Source organism: Mitsuaria sp. GD03876 (assembly GCF_029840635.1).
Classification (GTDB): domain Bacteria; phylum Pseudomonadota; class Gammaproteobacteria; order Burkholderiales; family Burkholderiaceae_C; genus Roseateles.
In genome coordinates this window covers 36,710-51,610 of the sequence record NZ_JAOCCU010000026.1, presented here as the reverse complement: position 1 = coordinate 51,610, position 14,901 = coordinate 36,710, and the positions used below count along the sequence as shown (strand labels likewise).

Below are 14,901 nucleotides of genomic sequence, written 5' to 3'. Positions count from 1 at the left end.
TGTCATCCCCCCATCCCTTGGGTCCCATGCACGACCATCGCGTCCAGCACCACGTCGGCGCCTCGACCGGCGCCCTGTCTTCCCCCGCCGACCCCTGGCCGGACCCGCCCGACCCCGAGGCCGAGGCCGCCGAGCTGTTTCGACGGCTGGGACGGGATCCCTCGCCGGAGGTCGACTTCAGCGCGATTCCCGGCGGGTTCTTCGACCAGTTGCGCGTCTCCGACCTCGACCCCTTCCGCCGCGCCGAATCGCTGATCCTGCCCACCGGCATCAGCAGCGACTCCTTGCGCCTGTTGTCGTATGCGCTGCCCGATCTGCGATCGCTGTCGGTGCGAGGCGTCGGCGGCGACGCGGCGCTGGCGCTGAACCCCACGTTCCGGCCGCGCCTGGTCCGGACCGATCCGATGACCCGCCGGCGCCTGCCCGGTGCGCTTCAGAACGCCTGCCCGGACCGCGACTCGTCGCCGAGCCTGAGCCGCTCCTCCTGCGCGTCGAGTTCCGGGTCGCCCCGTCCCACCTTCCGCGCGGTGACGCCCACGCGCATCCGCACGAATCCCGCGGCGCATCCCCGATGGCAGGAGCCGGTGTGGGTCCCGCGCGCCGGCATCGCGGCGGACGCCGCGCCGGCCGCCGCCCGGACGGACCGCCCGGTCGCGGAGCGCCGGGACGTCCGTCCGATCGAGGCGCCGGGGCCGCGCGAGCCCAGCCCGCCGCCGTCGCCCGCGCCCTACCCCCGTCTGTCGAGCATCGGGCTGCGGCTGGCGGAGGTCGGCCGGCGACCCGCGCGCGAGCCCCGGGGGGAGGACCTGGGCCTGCTGCTGGACGCGGTGAAGGCCAGCGTCGACAAGCGGCTGGCCCAGGGCGGTGGCGGCCCGCGCGCCCGATCCGCGGATCGACTGATCGACGACCTGTGTTGCTGGGCGCTCGCGCAGCAGGAGGGCACGCTGCCGGTCCGCCGCTGCTATGGCCGCCTGGCGACGGCCCTGGCGCTGGACTCGGCCGAAGGCGGCCACGCGGTCCGCCACGTCACGATCCAGGACGTCGTCGGGGAGGACGTCGCCTATCGCCTCGAATTGCCTCCGCCGGAACTCCTGGCGCGCAGCCGCCTGGTCAAGGCCCGGCTGCCGCTGGTCCTGCGGGTCAACGGCGAGGCGGTGGAGGCGCCGGCGGACTTCGCGCGGAGCCTTCGGGCGGTGTCGCGCGCCACGGTGCAGGTGGCGGCCACCCGGCAGGGTCGGCTGCCTCGGGGCGTCGCCGCCCCGCATGTCCATCGGCTGGACCTGTCGGCCCTGAAGGACGGCGGCCTGGACCTCCGCGCGCACCTGCCGTCGTTCCGCGCGGACCTGGCCGCGATGCGGCACCTGCGGCGCGTGACGGCGCCCCGCGAGTGGGCCAGGGACGACGACTTCCGGCGCCTGTGCCGGTCGCGGCTGCTCGATGTCGACTGGGTGGACGCTGAGGGCCGGGTGGTGGGCAGGACCCGCGGCTCGCCGTTGATCACGGCCCTGCGCCGGCTGGTCCGGCGGGATTGACCGTCGCCCGGGCCGGCGCCTTGCTCAACCGGCCGGATGCACCGGCTTGGACGCGATGACGATCCCGTCCTCGTCGGCGTAGAGCCAGTCGCCCGGGCGGATCCACACGCCGTCGACCTGGACCGGGATATCGGCCAGGCCCTGCTCGCGGCGCTCGGTCGGCATCGGCACGTGGCCGAGCGCGAAGAGGCCGATCGCGGCGGCGCGCAGCTCCTCGAGGTCGCGCACCGCGCCGTGGACCAGCACGCCGGCCCAGCCGTTCTTCGCCGCGCTGGCGGCGAGGTTGCCGCCCAGCAGCGAACGCCGCAGCGAGCCGCCGCCGTCGACCACCAGCACCCGGCCGGCGCCGAAGCTCTCGACCGCGGCCTTGACCTGCGAGTTGTCCTCCAGGCAGCGCACCGTCGCCACCGGGCCGGCGAAGCGCGGATGCGCGCCGTAGCTCCGGTACCGGCTGCCGGGCAGCCAGCGGGTGTCGCCGCTGGTGTCGGCCTTCAGCGAATCGCAGAGGTCGCAGGTGGAGAAACGGATCGCGGCTCGGCTGGCGGCGCTGGGGCTGGTCATCGGGTCACTCCTTGAAGTTGAGGCAGGTCGTCCCGGAGGGCGACACGCGGCGCGGAAGCGCCGGCCCTCGCGGACCGGTGGACCGGCGGGCCGGCGGGGCTCAGGCCGGAGCCTGGACCTCGATGCGCTCGCCGTTGAACTCGACGACCTGGCCGGCGCGGATCTTGGCGGTCTTGCGCAGCTCGACCTGGCCGTCGACGCGGACCTGGCCTTCGGAAATGAAGTGCCGGGCCTCGCCGCCGCTGCCGGTCAGCGCGGTGGCCTTGAGCAGCTTGTCGAGTTCGATGAAGTCGCCGCGCAGGGCGAAGGGGATGGCGGATGCGGACATCCGCGGATTGTCCGTCAGCCGGCGCGGCGCTTCAGCGCCGCTTCGCGGATGCTGCTCAGCGTGGCGCGGCTGGTGGAGATCTCCACCGGCAGCGTCAGGTGGATCAGCGTGGGCACCTGCGTCGCGATCGCCTGGCGCAACGCGGGCTCGACCTCCTCGGTGCGCGAGGCGCTGAACGCCTGCCAACCGTAGGCGCGCGCCAGCGCGGCGAAGTCCGGGTTGTGCAGCTCGCTGCCGCTGACGCGGCCGGGGTATTCGCGTTCCTGGTGCATGCGGATCGTGCCGTAGCTGCCGTTGTCGACGACCACGCAGATCAGCCGCTTCGCGCCCTGCGCCATCGCCGTGGACATCTCCTGCCCGGTCATCAGGAAGTCGCCGTCGCCGGCGATGTTGACGACCCAGCGGTCGCGCTGCAGCAGGCTGGCCGCGACGGCGGCCGGGAAGCCGTAGCCCATCGCGCCGCTGGTCGGCGCGAGCTGGGTGCGACCGCCCTGGTGCAGCGCGGTGTAGCGGTGGAAGCGGTGCAGCCAGCCGCTGTAGTTGCCGGCGCCGTTGGTGAAGATCGTTTCCGCGGGCAGCAGCCGGTCCAGCAGGTGCATCACCTCGGCCAGGTCCATCGGCCCGACCGGCAGCGCCTGCTGGTTGCGCTGGTAGTCGGCATGCGCCTCGCGCGTCCAGGCGAGCCAGGGCAGTTCCTGCGCGCCGCCGGGCGGGCGCAGCTGCTGCAGCGCCAGCGCGGCGCCGCTCATGCTGGCCTGGATCATCTGGTCGGCGGCATAGACGCGGCCCAGTTCCTCGGGACCGGCGTGGATGTGCACCAGTTGCTGCGCCGGCCGCGGCGCCTTGAGCAGCGTGTAGCCGCCGGTGGTCATCTCGCCCAGGCGCGGGCCGATGGCCAGGACCAGGTCGGCCTCGCCGATGCGGCGGGCCAGCGCCGGGTTGATGCCGATGCCGACGTCGCCGGCATACAGCGGGTCGCGGTTGTCGTAGAGGTCCTGGAAGCGGAAGGCGCAGCCGACCGGCAGTTGCCAGGCGTGCGCGAAGTCCTGCAGCGCGGCGCAGGCCTGCGGCGTCCAGCCGCCGCCGCCGGCGATGACGAAGGGCCGTTGCGCCGCCTCCAGCCGCGCCTGCAGCTCGAGCAGGTCCGCCGGCGACGGCCAGGCCACGGCCGGCCTGGCGCGCGGCAGCACCGGCGCGTCGGTGGGCTGCGTCAGCATGTCCTCGGGCAGCACCAACACGACCGGCCCCGGGCGTCCCTGCATCGCGGTGTGGAAGGCGCGGGCGACGTACTCCGGCAGACGGTGCGGGTCGTGGACCTCGCCGACCCACTTGGCCATGCCCAGCGTGCCGGGTCCGAACATCTGGCGGTAGTCGACTTCCTGGAAGGCTTCGCGGTCGCGCTGGTCGGAGGCGACCTGGCCGATGAGCAGGATCATCGGCGTGGAGTCCTGGAACGCGGTGTGCAGGCCGATGCTGGCGTTGGTGGCGCCGGGTCCGCGGGTGACGAGGCAGATGCCGGGGCGGCCGGTCAGCTTGCCCTGCGCCTCGGCCATGAAGGCGGCGCCGCCTTCCTGCCGGCAGGCCACGAAGCGGATGCGGTCGCGGTGCTCATGCAGCCCGTCGAGGACGGCCAGGTAGCTTTCGCCGGGAACGCCGAAGACATCGGTGATGCCTTGTTCGATCAGCGCCTCGACGAGCGCGTGACCGGCGGGACGGGAGACGGTGCTGTGCTGATCCATGGCCGCCGACTGTAGCGAGCAGGCCCGTCAATGCAAGCCGGAGCGATGTCCCCTGTTGCGGCGCGGATGCGTCGGCCGCTGGGGACCGACCTCGATCCATCGGATCGCGCGGTCGGATCCCCGATCCGAGTCGGTCGGGGTCAGGCCTTGCGGGCGCTATTTCCTTGCGTCGAAAAACCGCTCCAGGACGACGGACAGCTTGTCGGCCACGGCGGTGTAGAGCGTGTCCGGCAGCGGTTCCCGCTTTGGCGAAATCGTGCGAAGGATCGAGATCAGCAGCACTGTCGGCACCGAGAACAACGCGAGCATGACCCCGGCCAATCCATGCCACGAGTTCTCCCCAATCATTGGCACGGCGCATTCCAGGACACGAGAGAAGTCTTCCGTGACCTCGACGAACGGCGAGCAATCGAATGGCCAGATCCCGAGCACCTTCAGGATGGCAATCACGCCGACCAGGTAGAGACATCCCGCGACGCCCAGGCCGCCGAAAGTGCCCGCGCGCTTGATCTTGTAGTCCAGCACGCGATCGTCGAACTTGGTCGACTCCTTCGTCGCCGGCGTGTCCACCGGCGGAACCGCGACATGAGGCAGGGGCAAGGCCGGCGTATGGAGCGATTCGATCACTTGAGCTTGCCCCTGTAGAACTGACTCACCGCGTCATCCAGGATCAACGCCTGATTCGCCTGCCTGGCGAGATCCCACGGGCCGCCCGGCTCGTGGCTCAACGTCGACAACTCCAACGGCGTCATGTGGCCATACCGGTCCATGACCTGGTCGAGGATGCTCCAGAAATCCTTCTCCTCGGGCGATGGCATCAGGGCCGCATACGCGTTGGTGCTGACATCGACGGACTGGATGAACGTCGTGATCGGCTCGTGTCCGCTGCCCTTGAGCCGGTAGTACAGCGAGTTGAAGACAGGCCCGTACTCCCACGCCTCGGGACGCTCGTCGACAGCCGGAACGCCGTGGACAGCCAGGCGCCAGGCATGCGTGAAGAAGACCAGCTTCTGAAGCTTGAGATGGCTGATGGCCAGGCCCCTGAGCTTCGCGCGATAGAGGACCGCATTGGCGACGATGACGGCGGGATGGGGCATGGCCGGTTGGCTCCTGGACAGAGCCGACGACTCTAGTCCCCTGCCATTCCGTCGCAAACGAAGGCTGCTGCGCTGTTGCGCGCGCGATGCGATACAGGCCGGACGACCGGCCTCGATGCATCTGATTCGACCCGGACGTTCCTCGTCCCAGTCATCCGATCCCTCGGACTGAGAGGCACGAATCCCGCGCCTCCCCAGGGGTGATCAACGCTTTCCGCCGCGCACCAGGCTCGCCGCCCCGATGCCCATCAGCAGCGCCAGCGCCGCGCCGAAGAACACGCCGTTGGTCCAATGCCGGTCCATCAGCGCGCCGAAGACCGGCGCGGCGACCGCGAAGCCGGTGTCCAGGCCCGAGTACACCGTGCCGTAGACACGGCCCGTCGCCCCGGGCGGCGCCGCGCGCTTGATCAGCATGTCGCGCGACGGGCCTGCCAGGCCGGTGCCGAAACCGGCCGTCGCCGCCGCGATCAGCGCCGCCGTCGCCGGCAGCCAGCCGGTGGCCGTCAGCGCCAGCAGCGCCGCCGCCACGAACATCGCGCCGGCGATGTTGCGCTCCAGGTTCTGCGACTTCGCCACCAGGAAGCCGCCCACGATCATCCCCGCCGCGCCCGCCAGCATGTAGCCCGTCACCACGAAGGCGGTGCTCGCCAGGCTCACGCCGTACATCGCCGACAGCGCCGGCGAGGCGAAGCTCTGGATCGCGCTCAGCGCCGCGGTGCTGAAGAAGAAGAACGAGAAACACAGCCACACCGACGGCAGCTTGAGGAAGGCCATCGGATGCTCGTCCACCGGCGCCTTCGCCGCGCCGGCCTTCTCGTGGCCCCAGGACCCCTGGCTGTCGTCGATCGCGTCGCGCTTGAACGCCAGCAGCGCGATCACGAACAGCGCCCAGGCCGCCGTCGCCACGTAGCCCAGCCGCCACTGGCCGGTGGCCTGGTGGATCGAGATCAGCAGCACCGGCGCCACCGCCCAGCCCAGGTTGCCGGTGATGCCGTGCACCGAGAACGCATGGCCGAGCCGCTGTTGCGACACCCGCTTGTTGAGGATCGTGAAGTCCACCGGGTGGAAGGGCGAATTGCCCAGCCCCGCCAGCGCCGCCGCCAGCGCCAGCCCGGCGAAGCCCTGGGCCGTGCCCGCCGCCAGCGAGGCCGCCACGAAGCAGCCCAGCGCCACGAACAGCACCGGCCGCGCGCCGGTCCGGTCCACCAGGAACCCCGACAGCGCCTGCCCCACCCCGGAGATGACGAAGAAGACCGTCACCAGCAGGCCGAGCTCCGAATAGCTCAGCCCGAACTCCTTCATGAACACCGGGAACAGCGGCGGCAGCAGCATGTGGAAGAAATGCGAGGTGCCGTGCGCCAGCCCGATCAGGCTGATCGTCTGGATGTCCTGCTTGGCGCTCTGCGCGGCGCCGGCCGCGAGGCCGGCCCCGTCGGCGGTGGTGGTGGCGGTGTTCATGGCCGGAATGGTGACAGGGCCTCGGCGTCGGAATTACGATAGCCGGACAACTTCTGTCGAGTTCCAGCCATGGCCCGCGCCTCGCCCTCGCCCTCGCCCTCGCCCTCCTCCGCTTCCGCCCCCGGCCCCGCCGGCGCCACCTGCCGTCCCGCGCCGATCCGCCCGCGCAAGCTGGTGCCGTCTCGCGACGGCCTCGTGCCCGGCCGCGCCAGCGTGCCGCCGCTGGACCCGCGCCGCTACGCCCCCAGCGAGCAGCGGCCGGTGCGCGCCAAGTCCCGCTCGATGGACGGGAACATGGACATCCAGGCGCATTTCCACACCTGGGGACAGCTGGTGTTCTCGGTCTCGGGCGTGGTGCGCGTCAGCACCGACCGGGCGACCTTCCTGGTCCCGCCCTCGCGCGCCGTGTGGATCCCGGCCGGCGTGGTCCACGCGGTCACCGCCGTCGAGCGCTGCGAGCTGCGCACGCTCTACCTGCTGCGGCCGCCGGCGACGCGGGGCGGCGATGGTGACGGCGCCGCGGTCTGGCTCGAGAACCGCGTGCTGGAGGTCTCGCCGCTGCTGCGCGAGCTGGTGGTGCAGTTGGCGCTGGACGATCCGCAGAACGGCGATGCCGTGCTCGAGCGCGAGGTCTGGATCGGCCGGCTGATCCTGGACGAGATCGGCCGCGCCCGCAGCCTGCAGCTGGGCGTGGCGCTGCCCACCGACAAGCGGCTGCGCCGGCTGTGCGAGGCGGTGCTCGCGGCGCCGATGCGCCACGCCAGCCTGGACGACTGGGCGGCCGAGGTCGGCGCCAGCGCGCGCACCGTCTCGCGGCTCTTCCGCCAGGAGCTGGGCAGCAGCTACGCCCAGTGGCGCCAGCAGGCGCTGCTGGCCGAGGCGCTGCGCCTGGCCGCGCAGCGCAAGCCGATGCAGTTGATCGCCGCGGAACTCGGCTACGCGAGCGCCAGCGCCTTCACCGCGATGGTGACCCGGACGGTGGGCATGCCGCCGAGCCGGTTTTTCGGCCAGACCTAGAATTCGCGCCCTATGGAACAGGTTCTCTACGACTTCGCCCGCCAGGACGCGCAAGGCGCCACCTGCACCGCCCACGCATGGGCCAAGGTGCCGGCACCGCTGACGCCCAGCCAGCGCCAACAGCTCAAGGCCCGCGCGGCCGAACTGCTCAAGGCCAAGGGGGCCGTGCTGGTCGCCCACTACTACGTCGACGGCGACCTGCAGGACCTCGCGCAGGAAACCGGCGGCATCGTCTCCGATTCGCTCGAAATGGCCCGCTTCGGCCGCGATCACGCGGCCCAGACGCTGGTCGTCGCCGGCGTGAAGTTCATGGGCGAGAGCGCCAAGATCCTCAGCCCGGAAAAGCGCGTGCTGATGCCGGACCTGGACGCGACCTGCTCGCTGGACCTGGGCTGCCCGGCCGACGAGTTCGCCGCCTTCTGCGACGCGCATCCGGACCGCACGGTCGTCGTCTACGCCAACACCAGCGCGGCGGTGAAGGCGCGGGCGGACTGGATGGTCACGAGTTCCTGCGCGCTGGAGATCGTCAGCGAGCTCAAGGCCCGCGGCGAGAAGATCCTGTGGGCGCCCGACCGCCACCTGGGCCGCTACATCCAGGAGCAGACCGGCGCCGACATGCTGATGTGGAACGGCGCCTGCATCGTGCACGACGAGTTCAAGGGCCTGGAGCTGGAACTGCTGCGCGAGCAGCATCCGGACGCGCTGATCCTGGTCCATCCGGAGTCACCGGCCTCGGTCGTGGCGCAGGCGGACGTCGTGGGCTCGACCTCGGCGCTGATCAAGGCGGTGGTCGAGGGCAAGGCCCGCGAATACGTCGTCGCCACCGACAACGGCATCCTGCACGCGATGCGCCAGCTGGCGCCGGACAAGGTGCTGATCGAGGCGCCGACCGCCGGCAACAGCGCCAGCTGCAAGAGCTGCGCGCACTGCCCGTGGATGGCGATGAACGGCCTGCAGGGCCTGGTCGACTGCCTGGAGCGCGGCACCGGCGAGATCTTCGTCGAGGAACCGACCCGGGCGCAGGCGCTGTCGTGCATCGAGCGCATGCTGGACTTCACCGCTCAGCTCAAGGCCCGCAAGGCCGCCCACGCCGCGGGCGCGCTGGTGCCGGGCATCGGCGCCGCCTGAGTCCCCGGTCCCTCGAAGCCCCCCGCGTGAACGAGTGTCCGCGGGGGCTTTTCATTTGGGCGCCCGCGCGCGATGCTGTGGTTCACCCCCGGTCATCCCGGCTTCTTCCGCAGGACGCGCCCATGGACTTCACCTCGCTCTACAACCATCACGAACGCGAAGTCATCGCGGCGGTGCAGGCGTACGCGCACGAGCACCTCCCGGGATCGGAGAACGACGGCGAGCTGCTCGCCGACATCGCCTGCGTGGCGTTGAACCGGCTGCCGCCGCGCTACATCCGGCATGAGGTCGACTACTCGTTCTACCTGACCGAGCAGGAGCGCGAGGACGTCGAGGCCGCGATCAAGGAGGCGGTCAGCTACGCCTTCACCTTCGTGCAGTCGCGCATGGCGCTGCGGGCCAAGCCGCGCTGATCAGCGCGCGTTGCCGTTGCGCACCAGCACCGTGGGCAGGCTGGCCGGCAGCGTGCGCGGGTAGTCGCGGCTGTAGTGCAGCCCGCGGCTCTCGTGCCGCAGCAGCGCCGAACGCACGATGAGCTCGGCGCAATCAACCAGGTTGCGCAGCTCCAGCAGGTCGCGGCTGACGCGGAAGTTGGCGTAGTAGTCGTCGATCTCGGCGCGCAGCAGGTCGATGCGGTGCAGCGCGCGTTCGAGCCGCTTGGTCGTGCGCACGATGCCGACGTAGTTCCACATCAGCAGCCGCAGCTCGTCCCAGTTGTGGGCGATGACGACCTGCTCGTCCGCGTCCTCGACCTGGCTCTCGTCCCAGGCGGGCAGCGGCGCGGGGTCCGGCTCGGGCTGCTCGAGGATGTCGGTGGCGCAGCTGCGGCCGAGCACCACGCACTCCAGCAGCGAGTTGCTGGCCAGCCGGTTCGCGCCGTGCAGGCCGGTGTAGGCGGTCTCGCCGACGGCGTGCAGGCCGGGCAGGTCGGCGCGGCCGCGCAGGTCCGACACGACGCCGCCGCAGGTGAAGTGGACGGCGGGCACGACCGGGATCGGCTGGCGCGCGATGTCGATGCCCAGGGCCAGGCAGCGCGCGTGGATCGTCGGGAAGTGTTCCTTCAGGAAGGCCTCGCCCAGGTGCGTGGCGTCGAGCCACACATGGTCCAGGCCGTGTTTCTTCATCTCGAAGTCGATCGCGCGGGCGACGACATCGCGGGGCGCGAGCTCGAGCCGCTCGTCGTGCGCGGCCATGAAGCGGGTGCCGTCCGGCAGCTTCAGGTGACCGCCCTCGCCGCGCAGCGCCTCCGTGATCAGGAAGCTGCGTTCCTGCGGGTGGTACAGGCAGGTCGGGTGGAACTGGATGAATTCCATGTTGGCGACACGGCAGCCCGCGCGCCAGGCCATCGCGATGCCGTCGCCGGTGGAGGTGTCCGGATTGGTCGTGTAGCGATAGACCTTGCCGGCGCCGCCGGTGGCCATGACGACCGCGCGCGTGGCGATGGCCTCGACCCGCTGCGCGTCCATGTCCAGCGCGTAGACGCCGTAGCAGCGCGACGGTTCCTCGCGCTGCACGTGGCGCGAGGTGATCAGGTCCAGCGCCATCCAGCGCTGGCGCAGCTCGATGTTGGGATGCGCGCGGGCCTTGGCCAGCAGCGCGTCGTGGATCGCCTTGCCGGTGGCGTCGGCGGCGTGGGCGATGCGGCGCACGGCGTGGCCGCCCTCGCGGGTCAGGTGCAGGCCCAGCGGGCCCTGCTCGTCGGGGGTGAAGGGCACGCCCTGGTCGACGAGCCAGCCGACGGCCTCGGCGCTGCGTTCGGCGATGTAGCGGGCGGTGGCCTCGTCGACGAGGCCGGCGCCGGCTTCCTGCGTGTCGCGGACATGACTGTCGATGCTGTCGTCGGAGCCCAGCACGCCGACGATGCCGCCTTGCGCCCAGGCAGTGGCGGCCTCGGTCAACTCGCGCTTGGCCAGCACGATCACCGGCACCCGGTCCGCCAGGTGCAACGCCACCGTCAATCCGGCCAGGCCGGCACCCACGATCACCACCGGCGCCCGCGCCGCGTCGGTCCGAACAGCTGCTGTCATCGTCATCGCCCGGTCATCGGGGCGTCATCGCTTGGGAGTCGGGGATTCTAAGGAGAGAACGGAACCCGGCGGTTCCGCGAGGCCACCTGCTCATCGAACCGCCGATCCGACGCCCGGCCACCCACGTCGCGATGAACAGAGACCTTGTCCTCACCTGCTTCCTCTTCGCGGTGGCGCTCGCCGCCGCCAATTCGACGCACCGTGCGCGCGTGATGCTGGGCGGCATCGCGGCCGCCGTCCTGCTGCGCTGGTTGCTGAATCGCTGGAAGGACTAACCGGGTACCCGCGCGCCGGCTGTCTCGCCGGCGCCCTCGCGGCGCTGCGGATCCGGCTCGCCCCGGCGCAGCAGCGAGGGCGGCACCCGCTCGTGCTTGTTCCAGTTCGCGCGGAAGGCCTGCACGCTGCTGTAGCCGCAGGCGGCGGCGATGTTCTCCAGCGACAGCCGCGAACTCGTCATCAGCCGTCGCGCCAGGTCCATCCGCAGCGCGATCTGGTACTGCTTGATGCTCACCCCCGTCTCCGCCAGGAACAACCGGGCCAAATGACGGCCGCTCACCCCCGCCTGCGCGGCCAGGTCGTCGATCGTGACCCGGTCGTCCAGCCGGCCCGCGATCGTGTCCTGCACCGCGTGGATGCGCTGGTTGCAATGCGAGCGGTAGCGCGTCGCCGCCGACAACGCCGGATCGGCGCCGAAGCGCCGGAAGCTCACCACGTTCTCCCGCGCGACCTGGATGGCCACGTCCTCCCCGAAGGCCTGCGACACCAGGTGCAGCGCCAGGTCGATCCCCGACGTCACCCCCGCCGAGGTCAGCAGGTCGCCGTCCTCGACGAACACGCGGTTCTCCAGCACCGTCGCGGTCGGGCTCGCCGCGCGCAGCCGCGGGATGAAGCGGTGGTGCGTCGTGCACAGCCGCCCGTCCAGCAGGCCGGCATCCGCCAGCAGGAAGGTACCCGAGCACACGCCGCAGATCCGCAGCCCAGCGGGCCGGTCGCGGTGCAGCCGGGCCAGCCAGTCGACCGACTTGCGCCACGCGGGCGAACGCATCAGCGCCGGCGTCAGCTTGCTGCCGATGACGAACAGTACCGAGTCCGGCGGCAACACGCGCGGCAACGGACGGATGTCGGTCAGCGTCAGCGGCTGGAACGCGCCGACCGAGACCTCCGGCCCGATGCAGCGCAGCTCCACCGTGCCGGCCCCGACCTCGCCCACCGAGTGGATGACCTGCAGCGGCCCCGCCAGGTCGAGCAGGTGCGTCGACGGGATCATCAGGAAATAGACGCTCTTCATCGCCGGCCGGCTCCTCGGGATTTGCCCTCCCCGATCATGTCCGGTTTTTTGTCGTTCTGAGCGCCTTTGTTGCTGTGCAGCACGCGGGGCCCTCGTTAATCTGGCTTTAACAAGGATTGCGGGGGAGGAGGAAGCATGCACACAGAACTGCCATTCATCGCCAGTTATTACTGGATCGAGGTGATCGATGCCCGCATCGCGGGGCAGATCGTGGAACTGGTGAACAGCACCGTGGCCGACGGCGGCACCCTAGGCTACGAGCGCGCGCTGACGCCGCACCAGCAAGTCCAGTTTATTGCCGGCCTGCGCGACGGCCTCGCCTCGGGCCGCACCCACCTGCTGCTGGGCCACGTCGACGGCCGGCCCGCCTTCATGGCCCTGCTGCACCTGAACGCCATGGCCAACTGCCGCCACCGCGCCGAGCTGGCCAAGGGCGTCGTGCATCCGGACTTCCGCGGCCTGCGCTTCGTGCAGCTCGCCTTCCGGGAGATCACCCGGCGCGCCGAGCGCCTGGGCGTCGAGCAACTGGTGCTCGACGTGCGCGAGAACACCCGGGCGCATCGCCTGTGGCAGTTCTTCGGCTTCGAGACCTACGGCGTCCTCGACGACTACGCCCGCACCGACGGCGCGGTCCATCGCGGCCACTTCATGGCGCAGGCGGTGCGATCGCTGCGCCAGCGCGTCGACGGCGCCCCGATCCATTGACCATGAAAGGACCCCGCACCGTGCTGCAACCCAAGGCCGTCTTCAAGGAGCAGCTGCGATCGCTGCTCAACAGCCACCTGACGCTGTCGCATCCGATCTTCGAGCCGCTGATGGACCCGCGGAAGCGGGACATCGAGTTGCTGCGCCAGGTCGCCCTGCAGGGCTACCAGCTGACGAAGCACTTCCTGGACTACGTCGAGCACCTGTTCTTCTACTGCCCCCTGCCCAAGTTCAAGCGCGGCCTGCTGATCAACGTCTACGAGGAGGAGACCGGCCGGCTCTCCAGGACGGACAACCACGTGACGCTGATGCAGGACTTCATCCGCGCGCTGGGCATCGGCGACGAGCAGCGCGACGCCGCGCGGCCCCTGCCGGCGACGCATGACCTGATCGAGTACCGGCTGCTCGCGGTGCGCGACCGCGCCCGGTACCACGTGGCCGCCGCCGCGGTGATGATCGCCAGCGAGGGCCAGAACCTCGAGGTGAAGGCCGGCGAGGCGCGCCACGAGCTGCTGGGCAAGGCCTACGGGCTGACGGAGAAGGACCTGCTGTTCTTCTCCGTCCACCAGGCGGAGGACGTCGGCCACGTCGAGCAGGGACTGAACCTGGTCGCCGAGCTGTGCACCACCGAGCAGATGCAGCAGGAGGCGCTGCACGCGGTGGACCACACCTGCCGGCTGTTCTACGCGATGTACGACGGCATGTACCGCGCGTACTGCCGCCCGGCCGCGCGCCGCGACGCGACGGGGGTGACCGCATGAGCGCGTCCCTGCCCAGCCGCGGCCTGGTCTACCGCCTCGTGGCGGTGGGCTTCCTGGTGATGTTCTTCTCCACCAGCATCAAGAGCGTCTACCAGGTCTACTTCGCCGACCTCGCCGCCCACTTCGGCCGCGGTCGCGCGGACTTCGCCTGGTCGGGCTCGGTCTTCATGCTGGTCACCGGACTGGTGTCGCCGCTGGTGGGCGCGTTGAGCGACCGCCACGGCCCGCTGCGCACCGTGGTGATCGGCTGCCTGGCCGCCGGCGCGGCCCTGGCGGGCGCGAGCGTGTTCGACCGCTCGCTGCCGGTCTTCGTCCTCGGCTACGGGCTGCTGGCGGCCTTCGGACTGGCGGCGATGACCTACGTGCCGATGGGCGTGCTAGTGGACCGGCTCTTCGAGCAGAAGAAGTCCGGCCTGGCCTACGCGGTGGTCACCAACGGCACCGCGATCAGCTTCATCGTGCTGTCGCCGTTCTGGCTGTGGCTGGCGCCGCAGGTGCCGTGGGAAACCACCTTCGTGCTGACCGGCGCCTTCCTCGCGCTGCCGCTGGCGGGGCTGGCCTGGTTCGCCGCGGCCAAGTCCCGGGCGGCCGGCCTCGACGCCCCGGCATCGGCGGCAACGTCCGGCACCGCCGCGCCCAAGCCGCGCGCCTGGGCCACGCTGCGGCGCGATCCCGGCTTCTACGCGCTGGCGATCGGCTTCATGGGCTGCGGCGCCAGCATGGCCTTCATCGATGTCCACCTGGTCGCGTTCTGGCAGGACCAGGGCGCGCCGCGCGCGCTGATGGGCCTGAGCCTGAGCCTGCTCGGCGTGCTGGAACTGATCAGCGGCCTGCTGACCGGCTGGCTGGCGATCCGGCTGTCCAAGCGCGGCCTGCTGGGCGCGTTCTACCTGCTGCGGGCCTGCGCGGTGCTGCTGCTCCTGGGCGCGTCGCAGGACATGAGAACGCTGGGCTTCGCCGTGCTGTTCGGCGCGACCTACCTGGGCACCGTCGTGCTGACCTCGATGTTCTGCATGGAGCGCTACGGCGCCGCGATCAAGGGGCAGGCCTTCGGGTTCCTGTTCCTGGCGCACCAACTCGGCGCGTTCGCCTCGGTGCAGCTGGGCGCGCTCAGCCACGACCTGTGGGGCAGCTACCAGCCCTTCATCGTCGGGCTGGCGGCGCTGACCGCGCTGGGCGGCCTGGTGAACTGGCTGTTCCTGCGCGATGCCGCCGCACCGCCCGTCCCGCATCCGGCGCTCCACGGCACGTCCGCCTGAG

General features: G+C 71.1%; 16 protein-coding genes. 8 read left to right on the top strand and 8 right to left on the bottom strand.

The genetic code is table 11. The annotated features are described in order from the left end of the window. Nucleotides 1-26 precede the first annotated feature (26 nt). Nucleotides 27-1,532, top strand: coding sequence for a hypothetical protein (locus N5D62_RS17060; RefSeq protein WP_279759057.1), 1,506 nt, complete (start codon nt 27-29; stop codon nt 1,530-1,532). Between the two features lie 24 nt (nt 1,533-1,556). Here the strand turns inward: N5D62_RS17060 and rraA are convergent, their stop codons facing one another. The 6 genes from rraA to N5D62_RS17030 form a co-directional block, all read right to left on the bottom strand. After that, complete coding sequence (rraA, locus tag N5D62_RS17055) at nt 1,557-2,093, bottom strand: ribonuclease E activity regulator RraA (protein WP_279759056.1); 537 nt, start codon at nt 2,091-2,093, stop codon at nt 1,557-1,559. Between the two features lie 100 nt (nt 2,094-2,193). Next, complete coding sequence (locus N5D62_RS17050; protein WP_279759055.1) at nt 2,194-2,421, bottom strand: RNA-binding S4 domain-containing protein; 228 nt, start codon at nt 2,419-2,421, stop codon at nt 2,194-2,196. Nucleotides 2,422-2,435: 14 nt separating this feature from the next. Then, complete coding sequence (locus N5D62_RS17045; protein ID WP_279759054.1) at nt 2,436-4,160, bottom strand: thiamine pyrophosphate-binding protein; 1,725 nt, start codon at nt 4,158-4,160, stop codon at nt 2,436-2,438. A 156-nt stretch (nt 4,161-4,316) separates the two neighbouring features. Further along, nucleotides 4,317-4,787, bottom strand: a complete 471-nt coding sequence (locus N5D62_RS17040; RefSeq protein ID WP_279759053.1) for a hypothetical protein — start codon at nt 4,785-4,787, stop codon at nt 4,317-4,319. Continuing rightward, a complete protein-coding gene (locus N5D62_RS17035) occupies nt 4,784-5,257 on the bottom strand; it encodes a type II toxin-antitoxin system antitoxin SocA domain-containing protein (RefSeq protein ID WP_279759052.1) in 474 nt (157 codons plus the stop codon). Before N5D62_RS17035 ends, N5D62_RS17040 begins: the two co-directional genes overlap by 4 nt. 204 nt (nt 5,258-5,461) lie before the next feature. After that, the gene (locus N5D62_RS17030; RefSeq protein ID WP_279759051.1) at nt 5,462-6,715 is read right to left on the bottom strand and encodes an MFS transporter; all 1,254 of its coding nucleotides are present in this window, start codon (nt 6,713-6,715) and stop codon (nt 5,462-5,464) included. Nucleotides 6,716-6,784: 69 nt separating this feature from the next. On the opposite strand from N5D62_RS17030, the gene N5D62_RS17025 reads away from it, so the two are divergent. The 3 genes from N5D62_RS17025 to N5D62_RS17015 all read left to right on the top strand — a co-directional run bounded on the left by N5D62_RS17025 (nt 6,785) and on the right by N5D62_RS17015 (nt 9,273). Beyond that, the gene (locus N5D62_RS17025) at nt 6,785-7,732 is read left to right on the top strand and encodes a helix-turn-helix transcriptional regulator (protein WP_279759050.1); all 948 of its coding nucleotides are present in this window, start codon (nt 6,785-6,787) and stop codon (nt 7,730-7,732) included. Between the two features lie 12 nt (nt 7,733-7,744). After that, nucleotides 7,745-8,860, top strand: a complete 1,116-nt coding sequence (nadA, locus tag N5D62_RS17020; protein ID WP_279759049.1) for a quinolinate synthase NadA — start codon at nt 7,745-7,747, stop codon at nt 8,858-8,860. Between the two features lie 122 nt (nt 8,861-8,982). After that, nucleotides 8,983-9,273 carry a late competence development ComFB family protein gene (locus N5D62_RS17015; RefSeq protein ID WP_279759048.1) on the top strand — a complete coding sequence of 97 codons (291 nt, stop codon included), beginning with the start codon at nt 8,983-8,985 and terminating at the stop codon, nt 9,271-9,273. Here N5D62_RS17015 and nadB read toward each other — a convergent pair whose 3' ends face one another. Continuing rightward, nucleotides 9,274-10,887, bottom strand: coding sequence for an L-aspartate oxidase (nadB, locus tag N5D62_RS17010; RefSeq protein ID WP_279759047.1), 1,614 nt, complete (start codon nt 10,885-10,887; stop codon nt 9,274-9,276). Between the two features lie 131 nt (nt 10,888-11,018). On the opposite strand from nadB, the gene N5D62_RS17005 reads away from it, so the two are divergent. Beyond that, the gene (locus tag N5D62_RS17005) at nt 11,019-11,162 is read left to right on the top strand and encodes a hypothetical protein (protein WP_279759046.1); all 144 of its coding nucleotides are present in this window, start codon (nt 11,019-11,021) and stop codon (nt 11,160-11,162) included. On the opposite strand, the gene N5D62_RS17000 is transcribed toward N5D62_RS17005, so the two are convergent. Continuing rightward, nucleotides 11,159-12,175 carry a helix-turn-helix domain-containing protein gene (locus tag N5D62_RS17000; protein WP_279759045.1) on the bottom strand — a complete coding sequence of 339 codons (1,017 nt, stop codon included), beginning with the start codon at nt 12,173-12,175 and terminating at the stop codon, nt 11,159-11,161. The two genes, N5D62_RS17005 and N5D62_RS17000, sit on opposite strands and share 4 nt — an antisense overlap. Nucleotides 12,176-12,310: 135 nt before the next feature. Between N5D62_RS17000 and N5D62_RS16995 the strand changes: the two genes are divergently transcribed. The 3 genes from N5D62_RS16995 to N5D62_RS16985 are packed head-to-tail and all read left to right on the top strand — an operon-like array spanning nt 12,311 to nt 14,900. Further along, nucleotides 12,311-12,880, top strand: coding sequence for a GNAT family N-acetyltransferase (locus N5D62_RS16995; protein WP_279759044.1), 570 nt, complete (start codon nt 12,311-12,313; stop codon nt 12,878-12,880). A gap of 2 nt (nt 12,881-12,882) precedes the next feature. Next, nucleotides 12,883-13,641, top strand: a complete 759-nt coding sequence (locus N5D62_RS16990) for an iron-containing redox enzyme family protein (protein WP_279759043.1) — start codon at nt 12,883-12,885, stop codon at nt 13,639-13,641. Continuing rightward, nucleotides 13,638-14,900 carry an MFS transporter gene (locus N5D62_RS16985; RefSeq protein WP_279759042.1) on the top strand — a complete coding sequence of 421 codons (1,263 nt, stop codon included), beginning with the start codon at nt 13,638-13,640 and terminating at the stop codon, nt 14,898-14,900. Before N5D62_RS16990 ends, N5D62_RS16985 begins: the two co-directional genes overlap by 4 nt. The last annotated feature ends 1 nt before the right edge of the window (nt 14,901 follow it).